Raw genomic sequence first — 18987 nt, forward strand, 5'->3', positions numbered from 1 at the left:
GCTTAAGCGAAAATTTCTATTTTACTGCATCAATTACAGCTTTGAAAGCTTCTGGGTGATTCATTGCTAAATCAGCCAATACTTTACGGTTTAAACCGATTTCTTTTGAAGCTAATTTACCGATTAATTGAGAATAAGAAATACCGTGTTGACGTGCACCAGCGTTGATACGTTGGATCCACAATCCGCGGAATTCTCTTTTCTTAACTTTACGGTCACGGTATGCATATTGCAAACCTTTTTCTACTGTGTTTTTAGCAACAGTATAAACCTTACTTCTTGCTCCCCAATAACCTTTGGCTAAATTAAGGATCTTTTTTCTTCTTCTTCTCGAAGCTACTGCGTTTACCGAACGTGGCATGTTGTTGTTGTTTTTTGGTAAGCGGCGTCCGGTTAAGGAACTTTAATGCCTGATACCTGGTGAAATTAATGAATTACTTTCCGATGCAAAGCATACGTTTTACGTTACCCGAATCTGCATCTGTTACAATTCCTGCATTTCCAAGCGCGCGTTTACGTTTAGTACTCATCTTGGTTAAGATGTGACTTTTGTATGCTTTGTTTCTTTTGATTTTACCTGTTCCAGTAAGCGAAAAACGCTTTTTAGCACTGGAATTGGTTTTCATTTTTGGCATAACCTGTTATTTAATTTATAAAATTGTTTTTATTTTTTTGCTACTTTAGGCGCAACGGTCAGGAACATCCGTTTACCTTCCAATTTAGGCAGCAGTTCCACTTTTCCTACATCTTCCAAAGCCTGGGCAAATTTTAACAATAAAATTTCTCCTTGTTCTTTGTACACAATTGCCCTGCCTTTAAAATGCACGTAAGCCCTAACTTTTTCACCGTTTTCTAAAAAGCTCACTGCATGTTTTAATTTAAACTGGAAATCGTGGTCGTTGGTATTAGGCCCAAAACGGATCTCCTTAATTACAGTTTGTTTGGCATTAGCTTTAATTTCTTTCTGCTTTTTCTTTTGCTCGTAAACAAACTTACTGTAATCAATAATTCTACAAACTGGCGGTACAGCGTTTGGAGAAATCTCTACCAAATCCAATTCCAGTTCATCAGCAAGTGCCAAAGCTTTCGCCAAAGGATAAATCCCCGGTTCAACATTATCGCCAGCTAAACGCACTTCAGGCGATTTTATATACTGATTAATGTTATGCTCTGCTTCTTTTTTCTTAAAAGGTGGACGTGGTCCCCTGTTAAATCCTGGTCTTCCTAATGCCAAATTTGTATTATTTTAATTTAAACTGTTATTTCTTTTCTTAATAAATTGTTGAACTCTTCCAACGTCATTTCGCCTAAATCTCCCTCACCATGTTTACGAACAGAAACTTTTCCTTCTGCCATCTCTTTATCGCCGATAATGAGCATGTACGGGATCTTTTTAACTTCCGCATCGCGTATTTTGCGACCGATTTTCTCATCACGAAAGTCAATCAGCCCGCGAATATCGGAATTATTTAGTTCATCTAAAACTTTTTTTGCATATTCTTCATATTTTTCTGAAATAGGAAGAATAATAAACTGTTCAGGACTTAACCATAACGGGAAGTTTCCGGCACAATGTTCGATCAAAACAGCAATAAATCGTTCCAGTGAACCAAAAGGTGCACGATGAATCATTACCGGTCTGTGCTTCTGGTTATCACTACCGGTATATTCCAATTCGAAACGTTCAGGTAGGTTATAATCGACCTGAATAGTACCCAATTGCCATTTTCTTCCTAAGGCATCCTTCACCATAAAATCGAGTTTAGGGCCATAAAACGCAGCTTCACCATATTCTACCACAGTGTTTAAGCCTTTTTCTGCAGCAGCTTCGATAATGGCCGTCTCTGATAATTTCCAGTTTTCATCAGAGCCGATGTATTTCGATTTGTTTTCAGGATCTCTTAAAGAAACCTGTGCGGTATAGTTTTCAAAACCTAAGGATTTAAATACATAAAGCACTAAATCGATCACTTTTTTAAACTCGTCTTTCACCTGCTCTGGCATACAGAACAAATGCGCATCATCCTGAGTAAAACCACGTACTCGGGTTAAACCATGTAACTCACCACTTTGTTCGTAACGGTAAACAGTACCAAACTCTGCAAAACGAACCGGAAGGTCCTTGTAAGAACGTGGTTTGGTTTTGTAAATTTCACAGTGGTGCGGGCAGTTCATCGGTTTCAGGAAGAACTCCTCTCCTTCCTGCGGAGTTTTGATTGGCTGGAAAGAATCTTTACCGTATTTTTCCCAGTGACCAGAAGTTACATATAAGTTTTTATGCCCAATGTGTGGTGTTACTACTTGCTCGTACCCTGCTTTGGCCTGTGCTTTAGTTAAAAAGTTCACCAAACGTTCGCGTAAAGCAGTTCCTTTAGGCAACCATAGCGGTAGGCCCATGCCTACTTTTTCAGAGAAAGCAAAAAGCTCCAGCTCTTTTCCTAATTTACGGTGGTCGCGTTTTTTTGCCTCCTCAATCATTAAAAGATATTCGGTAAGCTCGCTTGCCTTAGGAAAAGTAACCCCATAAATGCGGGTTAATTGTTTTTTAGTTTCATCACCTCTCCAGTAAGCACCAGCCACATTCATCAGTTTTACGGCTTTTACAAAACCAGTATTGGGAATATGTGGGCCACGGCATAAATCGGTAAATGAACCCTGGGTATAAAAAGTAATTTTACCATCTTCAAGGCCATCAATTAAATCCAATTTATACTCATCGCCTTTTTCGGTAAAGTATTTTACCGCATCAGCCTTGCTTACACTTTCGCGCACAAAAGTTTCCTTTTGTTTAGCCAGTTCGATCATTTTGGTTTCAATGGCTTTGAAATCATCCGAAGAAAATTCGCGGTCGCCAAAGTCTACATCATAATAAAACCCGGTTTCAATTGCCGGACCGATACCAAATTTGGTACCTGGGTAAAGCGCTTCCAGCGCTTCTGCCATTAAGTGTGCAGAAGAATGCCAAAAAGTAGATTTCCCGGCTGCATCATTCCAGGTCAACAGTTTTACTGTAGAATCTGATTCAATCGGCCTGGTTGAATCCCAAACTTCGCCATTAACCTCAGCGGCTAATACGTTACGGGCTAAGCCCTCAGAAATTGATAATGCAATCTGGTGGGCAGAAGTGCCCTTTTCGTACTGACGGACCGAGCCGTCAGGTAAAGTAATGTTAATCATCTACAACTATGATTTAAATTTTAAATAAAAAAGTTTTAAAGATCACTTACAATGTGATTCTATTTTGTGCGAAGATATGGTTTTATTGATCAAAAAGCAAGATTCACTCCATATCAAATCACCAAGAAACCACGGATTATTACAGCTTTTTTTTCAAAATCCCCGACTGTTGTCACGCTGAACGGATTGGAAGCACAACTGAAACTCATTCAAAACTTACGAAGCATCATGAAATGCTACGGAGGCACTTATTAATACAATTTCTCTGCGTCTAGTCGGGGCTAAAGTGTCCACACAAGCGATTTTATCTTGCTGATATGAGTTGACTTTAGGCTTCACTTACTAATTTACCTTTCAAATATTTACGTAAAGGTGTATCAACAAACCGCATAATGAGGTAAGCTAAAATAACAAGCAGGATTACCGAAACCGGAATCACACCAAAAAGCATCATACCTTTAGGTTTAGCCACTGCTACATAGGTAAGATAAACCCAAATAAATGGATAATGCGTCATATAAAGCGGATAAGATATTTCGCCGGATAAACGGCAAATTTTTCTTAAAGCCGGACTCAACGTTGCGCCCGCACCTAGCGAGACCAATAATGGAAAATAGAGCAACACAATTATAGATTCGCTAATCCAATTATAATCATCATTAAAAGGAAATAAAAAAGCTACCAATAATAGTGCAGTAATTCCCAAAAACCCTAATTCGTTTTTAATGATAAGATTAAACCGATAAACGAGCATACCGGCTGAAAATGAATACAATACCCTTGCTCCTCCGTCCCAGAAATTTTGTCCGCCCCAGCCACCACTAAGATTTTTAGATTGTAAAGCTACGTAACAAAGCACTGCCGCGCCAACCAAAGTAAGAGTTATCAATGCCTTTTTATTGATTTTATAAAGCAGCAGGATGTAAAATATATTAGCGATGTATTCCCAAAACAGTGACCATGCTGGTGCATTTAAACAAAATAAATTGGTGTAACGCTCTGGCATAATTGGGTATGGGATGAGGAAAGCAGAGGTTAAAAATAACAAAGCTGTTTTACCGAAGCCATAAACAGGGTAAAAATCACTGAAAGGATCAAATAAAAAGGTTAGCAGGCCCAACACAGCACCAGCAATCACCAAAGGATGTAAACGGATTAGTCTTAATTTAAAAAATTGCGTAATACCAATGCGCGCCGCCCGGTTATCGTAGGCGTACGCAATGACAAAGCCCGATAAACAGAAAAAGAAATCGACAGCCAGGTAACCATGACCGATAAAATTTTTGCTATAATCGGTAATGGCAATTTCCATAAAATGAAAAATGACTACTACTATGGCGGCTACGCCTCTCAATCCATCCAAAATTTCAAAATGTTGTTTGGTGTGGAGCAACTCTGCCCTGTTTTCTGTTATAATCACTTTGGTTAGGCTTTTATCTGAACCCAATTATAGGAAATATGTCAGCATTACAAATAATCGCTTCAAAAATGATACAAAAAAAGCCCCGAAGCTTAAAAACTTCAGGGCTTGATATATATATTAGGTTGATTCTTAATTAATTTATTCCAAAAGCTCTTCCCTGGCCGCCACCTGCTGGTCTGTTCTGCCTAAAACGTTTCATCATATTTTCCATCTTGGTTTTATATTCTTCAGGGGTAATCAATTTTGCTTTTTTAGGTGCAGTAACATCTTTGCCACTTACATTTCTATATTCAATGCTTTTGGCAATTGAGCTGTTCCCTCTACCCTCAATAGCCAGTACTGCACCTTCTGTCCACATATTTGGATTAGGAGAAAAATCGAAACCTAAATCGTTGGTGTACCAGATTTTGGTTTCTTCTACCACATTTTTATCCATATCTAAAATTTTGATGGCCCTGGTAGATCTTACAATGGCCTGTTGACAGTTAAAACCTAAAATTTGTTTGGTTGAGTCAGTTTTAACCACTTCAATTTTTGGAGCCTGAGCTATTTTTGCCCTTGTCGTATCATTTGAGTTGCCACCGCCCGTTCTGAACGAAGAAATTGGACCGGAAGTAGACAGGGTTAACTTGCTCGGCATATAATAAGTCGTATCATTCAGATCGAATACTTCAGTTAAACTTTTATCAGCAAAGTTGTAATAGTATTCCCGATTGCCTCCGCCACCACCAAAACGCATCATCATCCGGCCCATTCCGCCGCCGCCGCCACCTGCACCGTTGCTATCTTCCGTTTCTTCAACCGGCATATAACTGGCATTGGTTGCCGTAAATAATAATTCAAAATTGGTTTTGCTTGATGAAGGCATCCTCGCTTTCATCTGGTCGGTTAACTGTATGCCATTGGCTGAAGCCATAGCTGCAGGATCTATGGTGTTTTCAAACTGTATAGCTCCCGAAGTTTTTTTCTTTTGTGCATGCGCAACCGATACAATTGATAAAAATCCAAGTAGAGCGAAGGTTATTTTGTTCATGATGATTTTGTTTTGTGGATTAGATACGAAAGCTTAAAAAAGGTTTAACAAAGATATTTTAGATTATAATTTAAACGTGTTAAATTGTGTTAAAGTCAACCTCGATATGGCCTTCGCAAGCTATTTAAAGCAGATGTAATTTATTTTTTACAATAGATTTTTTGGAAAGCAATTGCAGTAGCTTTTCGGTAACGATAGTCCCGCCCTTTGCTTAATCCCGATTAAATATACTTTGTTAATTAAAATCGATCTTTAAATCGGGATAATGCTGACGGTCGGGTTTATTTAACACAAGACTGTGGTTCTTTTGCAAGAAAAGCGATGAGTCTGGCAGTCGTTACCCTGAATTTTGCTTGTAATAAAAAGCTTTTCACAGGTCTGTGTCCGCACAGACCGAAATGTCAACTAAAATATAAATGATTTTTTAGGACGCATTTGCAAAAATTAATATTCTGTACTCTCCAGCCAGCCATTACAAAGCACATCAGCAATATGCATGGTTTTGATTGGCAGGTTATTTTTATCAATGTAACCTTGCAGGTGCAAAAGACAGGATAAATCAGTAGATATAATATAATCAGCACCCTGAGCCAGGGCATGGTTGACTTTCTGTTCGGCCATCGCAGATGAAATGGCATCAAATTTAACGGCAAATGTTCCGCCAAAACCACAGCACATATCGGTATCCTCCATTTCGATCATTTCCAGTCCATGTACTTTCGAAAGTAAGTGACGCGGCTCGTCTTTAATTTTGCACTCGCGTAACGCACTGCAAGAATCATGATACACTGCTTTCCCTTCCAGCTCGGCACCAAAATAATCTTTTTTCGCCACCTTAACCAAAAAATCGGATAATTCCCAGATATTGGATTGCAAACTTCTGCACTTATTGTGAACAATAGTATTGGTAAACAGGTCGTTATAACCACTCTTCACCATTCCCACACACGATGCAGACGGAGCAACGATATAAGTATTTTCAGAAAAATCGTTCAAGAATTTAGTTCCTACCTGTTTGGCTTCATCCCAATAACCCGCGTTATAGGCCGGTTGGCCGCAACAGGTCTGTTTCGAGTTGTATGCTACTTTACATCCCGACTTTTCTAATAATCTCAACGTATTGAAAGCGGTTTCGGGATATAACTGGTCTACAAAACAGGGAACAAACAATTCTACTTTCATCAACAAATTCTTTAGTCTGCAAACTTACAATTTTGCGGTTTCATTGCGCTCGATTTTTTTCAGGAATGCTAAAAATACCAATCCAGCTATAAAAAAGGATGCCAAAGCAATGATGGATTGGCGCATATTATGGGTTAAACCCTCAATAAATGCAAAACTAAACAAACCAATTACAATCGCCAGTTTCTCTGTAGCATCGTAGAAGCTAAAAAATGAAGCAGTGTCGGTTGTGTGCTCCGGAATATGTTTAGAGTAAGTGGAACGGGATAAAGATTGTATTCCGCCCATGATCAGACCAACAATGGCGGCCAAAGCGTAAAATTGATATTGATTTGTTATGGAGTATCCGTAAATGCAACAACCTATCCAAATCAATACAACAATCATTAAAACATTAATATTTCCCAATTTTTTGGCTAAAATCGACATTAACCATGCACCCAGAATTGCAACAAGCTGGATGATTAAGATCACAGCAATTAAGCTGCCCGATTCCAGTTTTAAAACCTTTGCACCGAAACCGGCAGCAGCAAGCATAATGGTTTGCACGCCCATTGAATAAAAGAAGAAAGCAATTAAATAGGTTTTCAAAAACTTCATTTGCTTTAACTGGCCCCATACCTTTGCAAATTCGCCAAAACTGCTTTTAATGATTCCTTTGTTAATGTAGCCTGCGTTAGGAACATCTTTTGGTAATGCCTTGAAAGGTATCTGGGCAAATAGAAACCACCATATCCCAACCAGCAGAAACGATATCTGAGCTGGCAACGACTGATCCGTAATTCCAAACAGTTCCGGTTTTAGTACAAAAACAAAACAGACCAGCTGTAAAATTACACTGCCAATATAGCCGTATGAAAACCCCTGAGCACTTACTTTATCCTGATTATCCTTTGAAGCAATTATCGGCAAATAAGCATTGTTAAACATTACACCGCCCACATAACCCATTGCGGCCAGAACGAAGCATATAATTCCAGCTTCTAAAGTTTCTAATTTGAAGAAAAACAAACCCATACAGGAGAATGATCCGATATAGGTAAACAATTTCATAAAGAATTTCTTTTTGCCCTTTGCATCAGCATAAGAAGATAATACCGGCAGCAATACGACCATTAATAAGTAAGCTACAGCAAGTGCATAGTTCGATAGAACGGTATTTATAACCGTTTTACCAAAAAAAGTTACTTCGTCGCCATGCAGTTTGGTTGTGGTAATGGCAACGTAGTAAACCGGAAAAATAGTCGAGGTAATAACTAAATTATAGGCAGAATTTGCCCAGTCGAAGAAAGCCCATGAGCGTATGGTTTTCTTATTGTCTTTTTCTATCATTTATTTTTCGCTTCTAGGAAGACTGCACTGATTGTTTGAGGATACTGGTTAAATAGTTCATTACAAAACTAATATTTTATTGCTAACTTGATAGGCATTTTTCTCACATCTCACATCTCACATCTCACATCTCACATCTCACATCTCACATCTCACATCTCACATCTCACATCTCACATCTCACATCTCACATCTCAAATCTCAAATCTCACATCTCAAATCTCCAAATAATACTTCTTCCCATCAGTTTTAATCTTCCCTGCATCCAGTAACTCTCTTATAGCATCAATTCGATCTGTTTCTGTGCCGTTTTTAATATGAATAACCAAATCATCAAGGCTGAGCATTTGTTGCTGGAGCAAAGAAATAATTTCATAATCGATTTCTTCCCGTACAGAATGGTGGTTTTCGGCTTTCTTTTCAGCCAGACAAACATCGCAGACACCACACTTTTTGGTATGATGTTCATCAAAGTAATTAAGCAATTGAATGCTTCTGCACAAATTGGATGAGGCGTAAGCTACCACCGCATTGATCTGCTTGTGTAAAATCTCTTTTCTCAGTTCCAGGTATTTTACGTCCAGGTCAAAGTGATCCATATCTACTCTCGGTCTCACATACTGCAACTGCGGTTGATCTGTTTGCTGGATATAGGTAAGCAATTCAATGGTCTGCAATCTATTTAACAAAGCAATAATATCATTATAAGATAAACCTGTTCTCTTGGCTAAATCCGCTTCATTAATTTTAACGAAACCATCAAAAGCGCCTCCATAAGAGCGTAGAATGGTCTTTATTATTCCATCATAAGCCCTATTTTCGATCTGGAAACGATAAACATCCTCATGGCCGGCAATAAACATGATTCTGGAAGGTAAAAAAACACTTTCAGAAAAGGTAAGATAGCCATCATGCTCCAAAAACTTTAGTGCAGAAATTGTTTTTAAAACATTTACGTTAAACCGTTTGCAAAAATCAGCGATATCAAATGGAAAGGTTAAACCTTCGCCTGCTCCAAATGCCAATTGAAAATAGTTGCCGAGATAATGATAAGTTTTTCTGATTTCAGCCGGCGAGGGAAAGCTATCCAAATACCGCGACTCCAGGCTCATGATATCGGATGGATTGGCCAATAAAACGGCATAACTTCTCTTTTCATCCCGCCCTGCCCTGCCCGCCTCCTGGTAATAAGCCTCCAAACTTTCAGGTAAATCCAGATGCACCACAAAACGAACATCTGCTTTATCAATACCCATGCCGAAAGCGTTAGTAGCAACCATGATCCGGGTTTTATTATTCTTCCACTCTTCCTGCTTCAGAAAGCGTACATCGCGTTCCAGTCCGGCATGGTAAAAATCGGCTTTAATTCCGTTCCGGTTGATAAAATTGGCCACCTCTGCGGTTTCCCGTCGGTTGCGAACATACACTAAACCTGTACCTTTAACATTTTTACAGATATTGATCAGCTTTTTATATTTATCCTCATGATCAACAACCACATAACTTAAATTATCCCTGGCGAAGCTTTTTACAAAGACCTGTGGATCTTTCATTTCCAGTTTTTCTACAATATCCTTCCGCACAAATTCAGTAGCGGTTGCAGTAAGCGCTAAAACCGGGATACCTGGTAAGATTTCGCGCAGTTTGGATAGCTGCAGATATGGAGGACGAAAATCGTAACCCCATTGCGAAATACAGTGTGCTTCATCAACCGCAATGAGGTTAACATTCATGTAAGAAATCCTGACCTGAACCAATTCTGAAAGCAATCTTTCTGGCGAAAGGTACAGGAATTTAACCTTGCCATAAATACAGTTATCCAGCAAAATATCGATTTCGCGTTTACCCATGCCTGCATAAATGGCAATGGCCTCAATCCCTTTCGATTTCAGGTGTTCTACCTGATCTTTCATCAGGGCAATTAGTGGAGAAACCACGATACAGATTCCCTCCTTCACCAATGCCGGCACCTGAAAACAGATTGATTTACCACCTCCTGTTGGCAAAAGCGCTAAAGTATCTTTCCCCTCCAGAACCGAAGCGATAATATCTTCTTGTAGTGGCCTAAAAGCCTGGTGCCCCCAATATTTCTGTAAAATCTCTATTGCTGTCATAAATCGGCGGTATCAAAACTATACATTTAATCCAAAATCGCCACTTATTATTGTTGGAAATTGAAAAAATCATCTTCAGAAAAGATTATTAACTTTGCAGATAAGAAGGATAAATTTATAGAGTGCTCGTCTCGACTGAAGCGCAGTCCCGAATATTCCGGAAAGAGATCTATCTTGATAGATTTAGCTTCGCTGAGCCCTCGGGTTCTCGACTACGTTGCACTCCGCTCGAAATGAAGATAGTTTTTCTTAAGATATATTATTTAAAACGCTCAACAGTGTTGAGAGAATTGAAATTCTAAAAAAAATTACTTCAAAAAAAAATACACGAATTGTTCAAATAACCATCCAATATATAATGAAACACCTTTATTTTCTAACCGCTCTTTCGCTATTATTTTTCAGTGTTCATGCCCAGGAAAAAAAGTGGGACATTGAAAAATACCAGGGAACAACCAAAAATTTCACTTTAAATACGGATGAAGGAACCTGGATGAACCTGGATGTAAGTCCCGACGGGCAGGAAATTGTTTTTGATTTATTAGGCGATATTTACGCAATGCCAATCACTGGAGGCGTGGCAAAGCTAATTAGCGGAGGTATTGCCTGGGATGTTCAGCCGCGCTTTAGCCCTAATGGAAAATACATTTCCTACACGAGTGATAAAAGTGGAGGAGATAACATCTGGATCATGAACCGGGATGGCTCTGGTAAAAAACAGATTACCAAGGAAAACTTCAGGCTATTGAACAATGCCACCTGGATGCCAAACGGCGAATACATCATTGCACGTAAGCATTTTACAGCAAGCCGTTCTTTGGGTGCAGGAGAAATGTGGATGTATAGCATTAACGGTGGCGATGGTGTACAGTTAACGAAGCGTAAGAACGACCAGCAGGATGCGGGTGAGCCCAATGTTTCGCCGGACGGAAGGTTCGTTTACTTTAGCGAAGACGTGAGTCCGGGCCCCAATTTCGAATACAGTAAAGACCCTAACGGAACCATTTATGCCATTCGCCAACTCGATTTAACTACCGGAAAATTAACTACCTTAATTGATGAACAGGGCGGTGCCTGTCGTCCGCAGGTTTCTCCAGACGGAAATTTAATGGCTTTCGTAAAACGCGTAAGGCTGAAGTCTACGCTATACGTTCAGAATCTCAAAACCGGAGAAGAATGGCCAATAAACGAAGATTTATCCCATGATCAACAGGAGACATGGGCCATTTTTGGAGTTTATCCAAACTTTGCCTGGACACCAGATAGCAAAAGCATTGTTTTTTATGCAAAAGGAAAAATCAGAAAAACGGAAATTGGAACCTTGATCAACACCACCATACCTTTTCAGGCAAATACGATCCAAACCTTACAAAAAGCATTACATTTTGAGCAGCAGGTTTTCAATAATGAATTTTCGGCAAAAATGTTAAGGCAGTTAACCACCTCGCCCGATGGGAAAACAGTTGTTTTTAATGCCGCAGGGTACCTGTACAAGCAGGAACTGCCTGCTGGAATACCGGAAAGGTTAACCAACGGACTGGATTTTGAATTCGAACCGGCCTTTAGTCCTGACGGAAAATATGTTGTTTATGCTACCTGGAGCGACGAGCTGCGTGGAGCAATAAAACGTACGGATCTAAAATCGGGAAAAACCATTATGCTAACTGATGAAAAAGGGTTTTATTACTCACCGCAATATTCTACTAAAGGAGATAAAATCGTTTTCAGAAAAGGAAGCGGAAACGATGTTTTAGGCTATAACTTTGGCCGTGGCACAGGTATTTTTCTTATGCCAGCCAATGGTGGGGCAAAAACTTTAATTTCGGATAATGGAATCCGTCCGCAGTTTAACAATACCGATACCCGCATCTATTTCCAGAGTTATGCTGACGGGAAAAAAGCACTAAAGAGCATTGACCTGAACGGAGCAAATGAAAGAATTCACTTTACTTCTCAATATGCAAACCAGTTTGTGATTAGTCCAGACAATAAATGGCTGGCATTTAATGAATTATTCAATATTTACATTACACCGATGATTAATATTGGTACAGCACAGGAAGCTTCTGCAGGCAATAAGGCTATCCCTCTTACCAAAGTAACTACAGATGGCGGAACCTATATTCAATGGAGTACAGACAGCAAAAACCTGCATTGGACATTAGGCCCAAAGTATTTTACCATCGACGTAAATAGTGCCTTCAATTTTGACGGAACTACCCCCAAAACTGAGGCTTCTGCCATTGATATTAACCTCGTATTGAAATCTGATGTTCCTACGGGGATACTGGCATTTAAAGGAGCAAGGATTATTTCGGTGAAAGGCGATGAAGTGATTGAAAACGGCACCATCGTTATAGATGGAAATAAAATTACAGCGATAGGAAAAGCAGATGCGGTAACTATTCCGGCTAATGCCAAAACCATTGATGTTAACGGCAAAACAATCATGCCGGGCATTGTTGACGTTCATGCCCACTTAAGGACGAGTCCGGATGGAATAACGCCACAGAGCGACTGGAGTTATATGGCCAACCTGGCTTTTGGAGTAACCACTTCGCACGATCCATCAAGCAATACCGAAATGGTTTTTAGCCAGAGTGAAATGCTTAAAGCTGGTAGAATGGTTGGTCCGCGGGTTTATTCTACGGGATCTATTTTGTATGGTGCAGATGGTGATTTTAAAGTGGTGATTAATAGTTTGGATGATGCATTGGCTCATCTGCGCCGTTTAAAAGCGGTGGGTGCATTTTCAGTTAAATCATATAATCAACCACGTAGAGAGCAGCGTCAACAGATCCTAGAAGCGGCCCGTCAGCTCAAAATGGAAGTTGTACCCGAGGGTGGTTCTACATTTTTTACCAACATGAATATGGTTGCAGATGGACATACCGGCATTGAGCACAGTATACCGGTTTTGCCAGTATATAAAGATGTTACTACCCTTTGGAATAACACAGAAGTAGCCTACACCCCTACGTTAATTGTAGCTTATGGTGGTCAATGGGGCGAAAATTACTGGTATGACAGAACCAACGTTTGGGAAAACGAAAAACTGATGACTTACACCCCACGTTCGATTATCGATGCAAGGTCAAGACGCAGAACCACCTCTGAATATAGCGATTATAACCACATCGAGGTTGCTAAGGCCACCAAACAAATTGCTGATGGCGGCACCAAGGTTAACCTCGGCGCACATGGACAGATTCAGGGCTTGGGAGCACACTGGGAGCTGTGGATGCTGGTTCAGGGGGGCTTTAGTCCGCTGCAGGCCATTAGGGCGGCAACTTTAAATGGTGCAAGTTATTTGGGCATGAACAAAGAAATCGGTTCATTAGAAGTAGGTAAACTGGCCGACATGGTCATTATGGATGCCAATCCTTTGGATGATATCCGAAACTCTGAAAAAATCAAATATGTGATGATTAATGGACGGCTTTACGATAGCGCCACCTTAAACGAAGTAGGAACCAGAGAAAAATTAAGGGCTAAGCTATGGTTCGAGAATGCAAAAGGAAATGGTTACATTATTCCAAACGGGGAATCAGAAACCTGGACTTTTACGGTTCCACATTGTGATTAATCAATTATTATCTGTAATATCTAATTAATTAAGTAATATAAGATGCATATCATTATAAAATGATGATGTGCATCTATAATCAAGAAATAACAAACGAACTGTTAACCGTAGTTGCATAGCATATGTTATTAGACTAATAAATACCGATATGATACCGAACAAGCTCTATAGTATAGCGTCAATTATATTCTTAATCTTAAGCATAGCTGTATTCTCTTACAGCGGATATTACATTTTAGGTATTCAGACTGTAAACCTGTTTTTAGCACTAATTGCAATGGCCTATATCACGTCGTTTATATCGGTAATGAAAAACAGAAAATCGGTTATTTCGTGGTTGCTTTTAATCGTAAATTCGATCGTACTCATTTGCATCATTTACTTTTTGACGCACTTTAAAATGAAGATGTAGTAAGAATAATGTTTGCGCTCGTTTTTAACGGGTGCATGCATGAGCTTGTCTCAAAATGAGAAATTCAATAATAGCAATAGAATTAACGTTGGCGATGTAGTCATGCTCAGCTCGACTGGGCATCTTAATGCTTTGTATGGACTCATTTAGTTGCCGTTCTATCTCATTAAGATTCCTGTTTTCACGGGAATGACGCCCTTTCAAAATATTATTCTGCCAAAAATCTCCAAATCATTTCCGAGACAGCCTCATTTTACGCTAGTTGGCAAACGAGCATAAGCATTTAATGTTAAGAAGTTTACAATTAAACAATTTACAATACGAGTAAACCGTATGCTCTTAATGTATTGACCGGTTTAGAATACCAGAAAAGTTCAAAATTCTCCATTTCCTGTTCAAAATCTCTCTTAACTTCCTGAAAAGTATATACTTTTTCATTCGAGACCGAAATTTTATTCAAAATGGCAGTTAACCACTCGCCTTCCTTTTTATTCGTTTGAATGGCAAAAGTTTCCTTTTTATCATGAAAGGTAAGCGAAGCCATTTCCCATGTATTTCCTTTTTTTGATTTCGTAAAATAATCAGCAAAGGGCTTTCCTCCTATCCATATTACTTTTGCAGTTGGTTTAGTGGTAAACTGATCACTGTCAATCAATGCCTTTTCAATAAAATTGGCGGGAATTTTTGTTCTTGGGATTTTAAAATCGAACCAATCCTGCAATTCGTAATCAAAACAGATACCATGCATAAAATTGAATAACGATTTTTTTAATCCATAGCTGAATTTATTATGATCAATACCTGTTTTGTCAGTATAATTGATGTCGTTATTGGCAAAAGTTCCGATAACCTCGGTCTCTTTAACCACGCCGAATTTTTCAGGATACATCCCGACAGGGCTATGCGCCGTCATGGCAAACTGATGCCAAAAGCCCGATTGTAATATTCCAGCTTCAAACAATTGCCGCACCATCTCTAAACTATCAACCGTTTCCTGTACCGTTTGCGTAGGATATCCATACATCAGATAAGCATGTACCATAATCCCTGCTTCGGTAAAATTACGGGTAACCTTCGCTACCTGTTCTACCGTTACCCCTTTATCAATCAGTTTTAACAGACGATCAGAGGCGACCTCCAATCCTCCCGAAACCGCAATACAGCCTGAGGCCTTTAACAACAGACATAAATCCTGCGTAAAACTTTTCTCAAACCGGATATTCGTCCACCAGGTAACCGCTAATTTCCTTCGGATAATTTCCAAAGCGACTTCGCGCATTAATGCCGGCGGTGCCGCCTCATCTACAAAATGAAACCCATTCTGGCCGGTTTTAGCATATAAATCCTCAATACGGTCAACAATTAACCTGGCTGCAACAGGTTCATAAACCTTAATGTAATCGAGTGAAATATCGCAAAAAGTACATTTGCCCCAGTAACAGCCATGAGCCATGGTGAGCTTGTTCCAGCGTCCATCACTCCACATACGGTGCATGGGGTTCACAATTTCGATTACCGAGATGTATTGATCCAAAAGCAAACCAGTATAATCTGGTGTGCCTACATCAGCCTGTTTATAATCGTTCCTGAAAGCATCGTTGCGATAAAATACTTTACCCTTTTCGAGCAAAAAAGTTCTTTTATAAAAGTGGGCTTCTGCTGGAATAGGGTGCGTAATATTATGATATAATAATTCGATAGGCAACTCGCCATCATCCAAAGTAATGTAATCGAAAAATTCAAAAACCCGAACATCTGATAAGGATCTTAATTCGGTATTGGGAAAACCACCACCCATTGAAATTTTAATTTCGGGATGATTGGCCTTTATCCATTGCGCACAGCGAAAAGCACTGTATAGGTTGCCGGGAAAAGGAACAGAAATCAGGAGTAGTTTAGGCTGAACTGTTTCAATTTTATCCTTCAAAACCGAAATTAAAATCTGATCAATGTAAGTGGGGTCCTTTGATAACGCGTTATATAACTCGTCAAATGAATTTGCGCTTCTGCCCAGCCGTTCAGCATAACGGCTAAAACCAAAATTTTCGTCGACGCATTCTACAATGTAATCAGATATGTCTTCCAGGTAAAGCGTGGCCAGATGTTTTGCTTTATCCTGCGTACCCATCGCCCCAAAAGCCCAATCTAATTCTTCCAATTGCAAAAAACGGGAAGCCTGTGGCAAAAAATCATCGCTGCAGATCTGTAAGGCCAATGTTGGATTCTTGCCTTGTAAAAAAGCAATTGCGGCATCAATGGTTTTTAAATATTCATCCTGTAAAGCGAAGATTCGTTTGGCGTTATCACTTATGTGTTTCTGATTAGCTACATTCCGTTCAGTGTGACGGAACAAATCTTGCAGTCCCTTTTTAGAAAACAGCTCTAAAATGACTTCAATTCCTAAATCGGCCTGTGTAGCACTGATATTTTTGGTATTCAAAAAACCTTTTATATACGCCGTTGCCGGATATGGAGTATTCAGTTGGGTAAAAGGTGGCGTAATGGCAAAGATTTCGGTTTTCAAAAGGAATTGTTTTTCTGCAAAAGTACATGATTTCCGGAAGTTTATTGTTGTAATTTTAAGACTACTGCGCTAGCGAATAATGAACTCCAATTAATTTTCGCGTTTTTGTAATTGCCTAACCTACTAATTGCCTTTAAACTTGATAATAAACTAAAAGTCCGATTAACACGTTTTATAACTACATCAACACCTTTTTTCTACCTGAATGAAGATCTTTTGCTTTTACTTTCTGATGCTGTGCGTGCAAATCAGCTTTGCACAGAAGACATTTACATTCCCAAAAATTAAAACACAAGGAACTTCCATTGAACAGGTTACGCCTTTCAACTGGACAGCCATAAATCAGGCTCATGGCGATTTAAACAACGATGGTTCAGATGATTTAGCGGTAATCTTTGAATACGATAAGACAATCAACGAAACGCGGGCATACGGCGATAACAATAGTTCGATTATAAAGGAAACACAGAAACCCAGGATACTGGCCATATTTTTCAAAGATCAGTCAACTGGAGCACTGACTTTATCTATACAAAACAACGATTTTATTTTACGTTCAGAAGAAGGTGGTAAATTAGGAGATCCCTTACAGCAAATTGCGGTCAAAGATCAACAACTTTACCTCCGTTTCCAAGGTGGTTCTGAGTGGCGCTGGGAATTAGGCTATACCTTTAAATTTGAAAATAATGATTGGTTTCTAACCAGCGCGATTAACCTTTATTTTAATCAGAACACCGGAGACATGACCGAAAGAGTTTATGATTTTAGAACCCGGGAATTATTTACCACTGTTGGGAACCTGCACAGAAGAGATATTGCCAACCGGAAAACCAGCGAAGTTTTATATTTTTCACAGTTAAGGACTTTCAGGACATTTAAAAAGCCATGGGCATGGGAAATCATGCCAAATGTTTATTTGTAACAGAGCAAACCTATCAGGTTTTTGAAACCTGATAGGTTTAATACCATTAAATATTCTGCGCAATTACAAAACCACTGGCCCAGGCCCATTGAAAATTATAGCCGCCAAGCCAACCGGTTACATCCAAACACTCGCCACCGAAAAACAGGTTTGGGATTTTTTTACACTCCAAAGTTTTAGACGAAATTTCGTTCGTATCAATTCCGCCACGCATTACCTCCGCCTTATCATAACCTTTATCGCCTGCAGGCTTTATCTTAAAATGGTGGATGGTTTGTTCTACTAAATCAATTTCCCCTTTGGTTAGTGCAGCAACGGGTTTATTCAGAGGCAAAAACTTACCCAGTGCATCCGTAAATTTCCTGGTATAAATCCGGTTTAGCAATGTAGACACCAAGGTTTTACCGTTTGTCTTTCTTTCTGCTTCCAATAACGAAACTATATTTTGATGTGGCAGCAAATTTAAATTCACTGTCTGTCCCCTTCTCCAAAAAGAAGAGATCTGCAAAATAGCCGGACCACTCAGTCCCCAGTGCGTAAAAAGAATATTCTCTTCAAATGATATTTCGTCGTTGCTCACTTCACAAAAAACGGCATTGCCCGAAAGTTGTGCAAACCACTCTTCGTCTTTTCCGGTAATGGTTAAAGGAACCAAGGCCGGTGCAGTTTCAACAATTTTTAAGTTGTGTTTTCTGGCAAAGCGTAAAGCAAAATCAGTAGCACCCATTTTCGGGATCGGTAATCCACCGGTGGCAATGACGAGTTTCGCCGCATTTAGTGTAACCGTTTTACCATTCCTTTCATAATTCACCCTAAAGCCATCAGGTAAAATTTCGATGTCTTTTACATCAGCAGTGCACCTGATTTCCTGTCCAAAATCTTCACAAATAGCCGTAAAAACCTGTACCACATCTTTGGCATTTTTTTGATCCGGGAATAATTGCCCTAAAGTTTTTTCTTTTCCATCAATGCCGTAAGTTTCAAAAAAGCTAATAGTATCGTTAACCGTCCATTGGGTAAAAGCAGATTTTACAAAGTGCGGGTTGGCCGATATAAATTGCTCTGCCGATGCGAATTGGTTGGTATAATTACAGCGGCCTCCTCCTGAAATTAGAATTTTTGCCCCAGGTTTTTCATTTTTCTCCAGCACAATAACTCTCTTGCCCAGATAGCCTGCCTGCACTGCGCACATCAGTCCACACGCGCCTGCCCCAATAATTATTGCATCAGCATTCATCTATAAAATTTATTATGGTTACTTTTGCACAAAAGTAGCATTATT

14 protein-coding genes are annotated in these 18987 nt (G+C 39.5%); 3 read left to right on the forward strand and 11 right to left on the reverse strand.

All coding sequences use genetic code 11. From position 1 onward, the window contains the following. Positions 1-16 precede the first annotated feature (16 nt). The 9 genes from rplT to ACIQXP_RS22465 form a co-directional block, all read right to left on the reverse strand. The gene (gene rplT / locus ACIQXP_RS22425; RefSeq protein ID WP_025144714.1) at positions 17-361 is read right to left on the reverse strand and encodes a 50S ribosomal protein L20; all 345 of its coding nucleotides are present in this window, start codon (positions 359-361) and stop codon (positions 17-19) included. Positions 362-434: 73 nt separating this feature from the next. Continuing rightward, positions 435-635: a 50S ribosomal protein L35 gene (gene rpmI / locus ACIQXP_RS22430; protein WP_010600880.1), complete on the reverse strand. Its 201-nt coding sequence runs from the start codon at positions 633-635 to the stop codon at positions 435-437. A 29-nt stretch (positions 636-664) separates the two neighbouring features. Further along, complete coding sequence (infC, locus tag ACIQXP_RS22435) at positions 665-1234, reverse strand: translation initiation factor IF-3 (RefSeq protein ID WP_051691975.1); 570 nt, start codon at positions 1232-1234, stop codon at positions 665-667. Positions 1235-1251: 17 nt separating this feature from the next. Further along, entirely contained in the window at positions 1252-3177 is a 1926-nt protein-coding gene (thrS, locus tag ACIQXP_RS22440) for a threonine--tRNA ligase (protein ID WP_145854697.1), read from the reverse strand. Between the two features lie 328 nt (positions 3178-3505). Further along, a complete protein-coding gene (locus tag ACIQXP_RS22445; RefSeq protein ID WP_387507989.1) occupies positions 3506-4597 on the reverse strand; it encodes an acyltransferase family protein in 1092 nt (363 codons plus the stop codon). Between the two features lie 136 nt (positions 4598-4733). Further along, positions 4734-5633, reverse strand: a complete 900-nt coding sequence (locus ACIQXP_RS22450) for a hypothetical protein (RefSeq protein ID WP_387507991.1) — start codon at positions 5631-5633, stop codon at positions 4734-4736. A gap of 444 nt (positions 5634-6077) precedes the next feature. Then, entirely contained in the window at positions 6078-6815 is a 738-nt protein-coding gene (locus ACIQXP_RS22455) for a (Fe-S)-binding protein (RefSeq protein WP_387507993.1), read from the reverse strand. A gap of 24 nt (positions 6816-6839) precedes the next feature. Further along, entirely contained in the window at positions 6840-8147 is a 1308-nt protein-coding gene (locus ACIQXP_RS22460) for an MFS transporter (protein WP_387507995.1), read from the reverse strand. 215 nt (positions 8148-8362) lie between these two features. Continuing rightward, a complete protein-coding gene (locus tag ACIQXP_RS22465; protein WP_387507996.1) occupies positions 8363-10261 on the reverse strand; it encodes a RecQ family ATP-dependent DNA helicase in 1899 nt (632 codons plus the stop codon). 358 nt (positions 10262-10619) lie between these two features. Here ACIQXP_RS22465 and ACIQXP_RS22470 point away from each other — a divergent pair, with 358 nt between their 5' ends. Beyond that, a complete protein-coding gene (locus ACIQXP_RS22470; protein ID WP_387507998.1) occupies positions 10620-13847 on the forward strand; it encodes an amidohydrolase family protein in 3228 nt (1075 codons plus the stop codon). Positions 13848-13995: 148 nt separating this feature from the next. Further along, the gene (locus ACIQXP_RS22475; RefSeq protein ID WP_293741959.1) at positions 13996-14259 is read left to right on the forward strand and encodes a hypothetical protein; all 264 of its coding nucleotides are present in this window, start codon (positions 13996-13998) and stop codon (positions 14257-14259) included. A gap of 313 nt (positions 14260-14572) precedes the next feature. Here ACIQXP_RS22475 and ACIQXP_RS22480 read toward each other — a convergent pair whose 3' ends face one another. After that, the gene (locus ACIQXP_RS22480; protein WP_387508000.1) at positions 14573-16783 is read right to left on the reverse strand and encodes a B12-binding domain-containing radical SAM protein; all 2211 of its coding nucleotides are present in this window, start codon (positions 16781-16783) and stop codon (positions 14573-14575) included. Positions 16784-16988: 205 nt separating this feature from the next. On the opposite strand from ACIQXP_RS22480, the gene ACIQXP_RS22485 reads away from it, so the two are divergent. Continuing rightward, positions 16989-17705, forward strand: a complete 717-nt coding sequence (locus ACIQXP_RS22485; protein WP_387508002.1) for a hypothetical protein — start codon at positions 16989-16991, stop codon at positions 17703-17705. 46 nt (positions 17706-17751) lie between these two features. Here ACIQXP_RS22485 and ACIQXP_RS22490 read toward each other — a convergent pair whose 3' ends face one another. Then, positions 17752-18942 (reverse strand): BaiN/RdsA family NAD(P)/FAD-dependent oxidoreductase, encoded by a 1191-nt coding sequence (locus ACIQXP_RS22490; RefSeq protein ID WP_387508004.1) that lies wholly within the window; start codon positions 18940-18942, stop codon positions 17752-17754. Positions 18943-18987: the final 45 nt, after the last annotated feature.

Origin of the sequence: Pedobacter suwonensis (assembly GCF_044762335.1) — a bacterium.
GTDB lineage: Bacteria > Bacteroidota > Bacteroidia > Sphingobacteriales > Sphingobacteriaceae > Pedobacter.

Coding starts and splice junctions, on each gene's coding strand:
- rplT (WP_025144714.1), bottom strand. CDS start 361: ATGCCACGTTCGGTAAACGCAGTAGCTTCGAGAAGAAGAAGAAAAAAG.
- rpmI (WP_010600880.1), bottom strand. CDS start 635: ATGCCAAAAATGAAAACCAATTCCAGTGCTAAAAAGCGTTTTTCGCTT.
- thrS (WP_145854697.1), bottom strand. CDS start 3,177: ATGATTAACATTACTTTACCTGACGGCTCGGTCCGTCAGTACGAAAAG.
- ACIQXP_RS22450 (WP_387507991.1), bottom strand. CDS start 5,633: ATGAACAAAATAACCTTCGCTCTACTTGGATTTTTATCAATTGTATCG.
- ACIQXP_RS22455 (WP_387507993.1), bottom strand. CDS start 6,815: ATGAAAGTAGAATTGTTTGTTCCCTGTTTTGTAGACCAGTTATATCCC.
- ACIQXP_RS22460 (WP_387507995.1), bottom strand. CDS start 8,147: ATGATAGAAAAAGACAATAAGAAAACCATACGCTCATGGGCTTTCTTC.
- ACIQXP_RS22465 (WP_387507996.1), bottom strand. CDS start 10,261: ATGACAGCAATAGAGATTTTACAGAAATATTGGGGGCACCAGGCTTTT.
- ACIQXP_RS22470 (WP_387507998.1), top strand. CDS start 10,620: ATGAAACACCTTTATTTTCTAACCGCTCTTTCGCTATTATTTTTCAGT.
- ACIQXP_RS22475 (WP_293741959.1), top strand. CDS start 13,996: ATGATACCGAACAAGCTCTATAGTATAGCGTCAATTATATTCTTAATC.
- ACIQXP_RS22485 (WP_387508002.1), top strand. CDS start 16,989: ATGAAGATCTTTTGCTTTTACTTTCTGATGCTGTGCGTGCAAATCAGC.
- ACIQXP_RS22490 (WP_387508004.1), bottom strand. CDS start 18,942: ATGAATGCTGATGCAATAATTATTGGGGCAGGCGCGTGTGGACTGATG.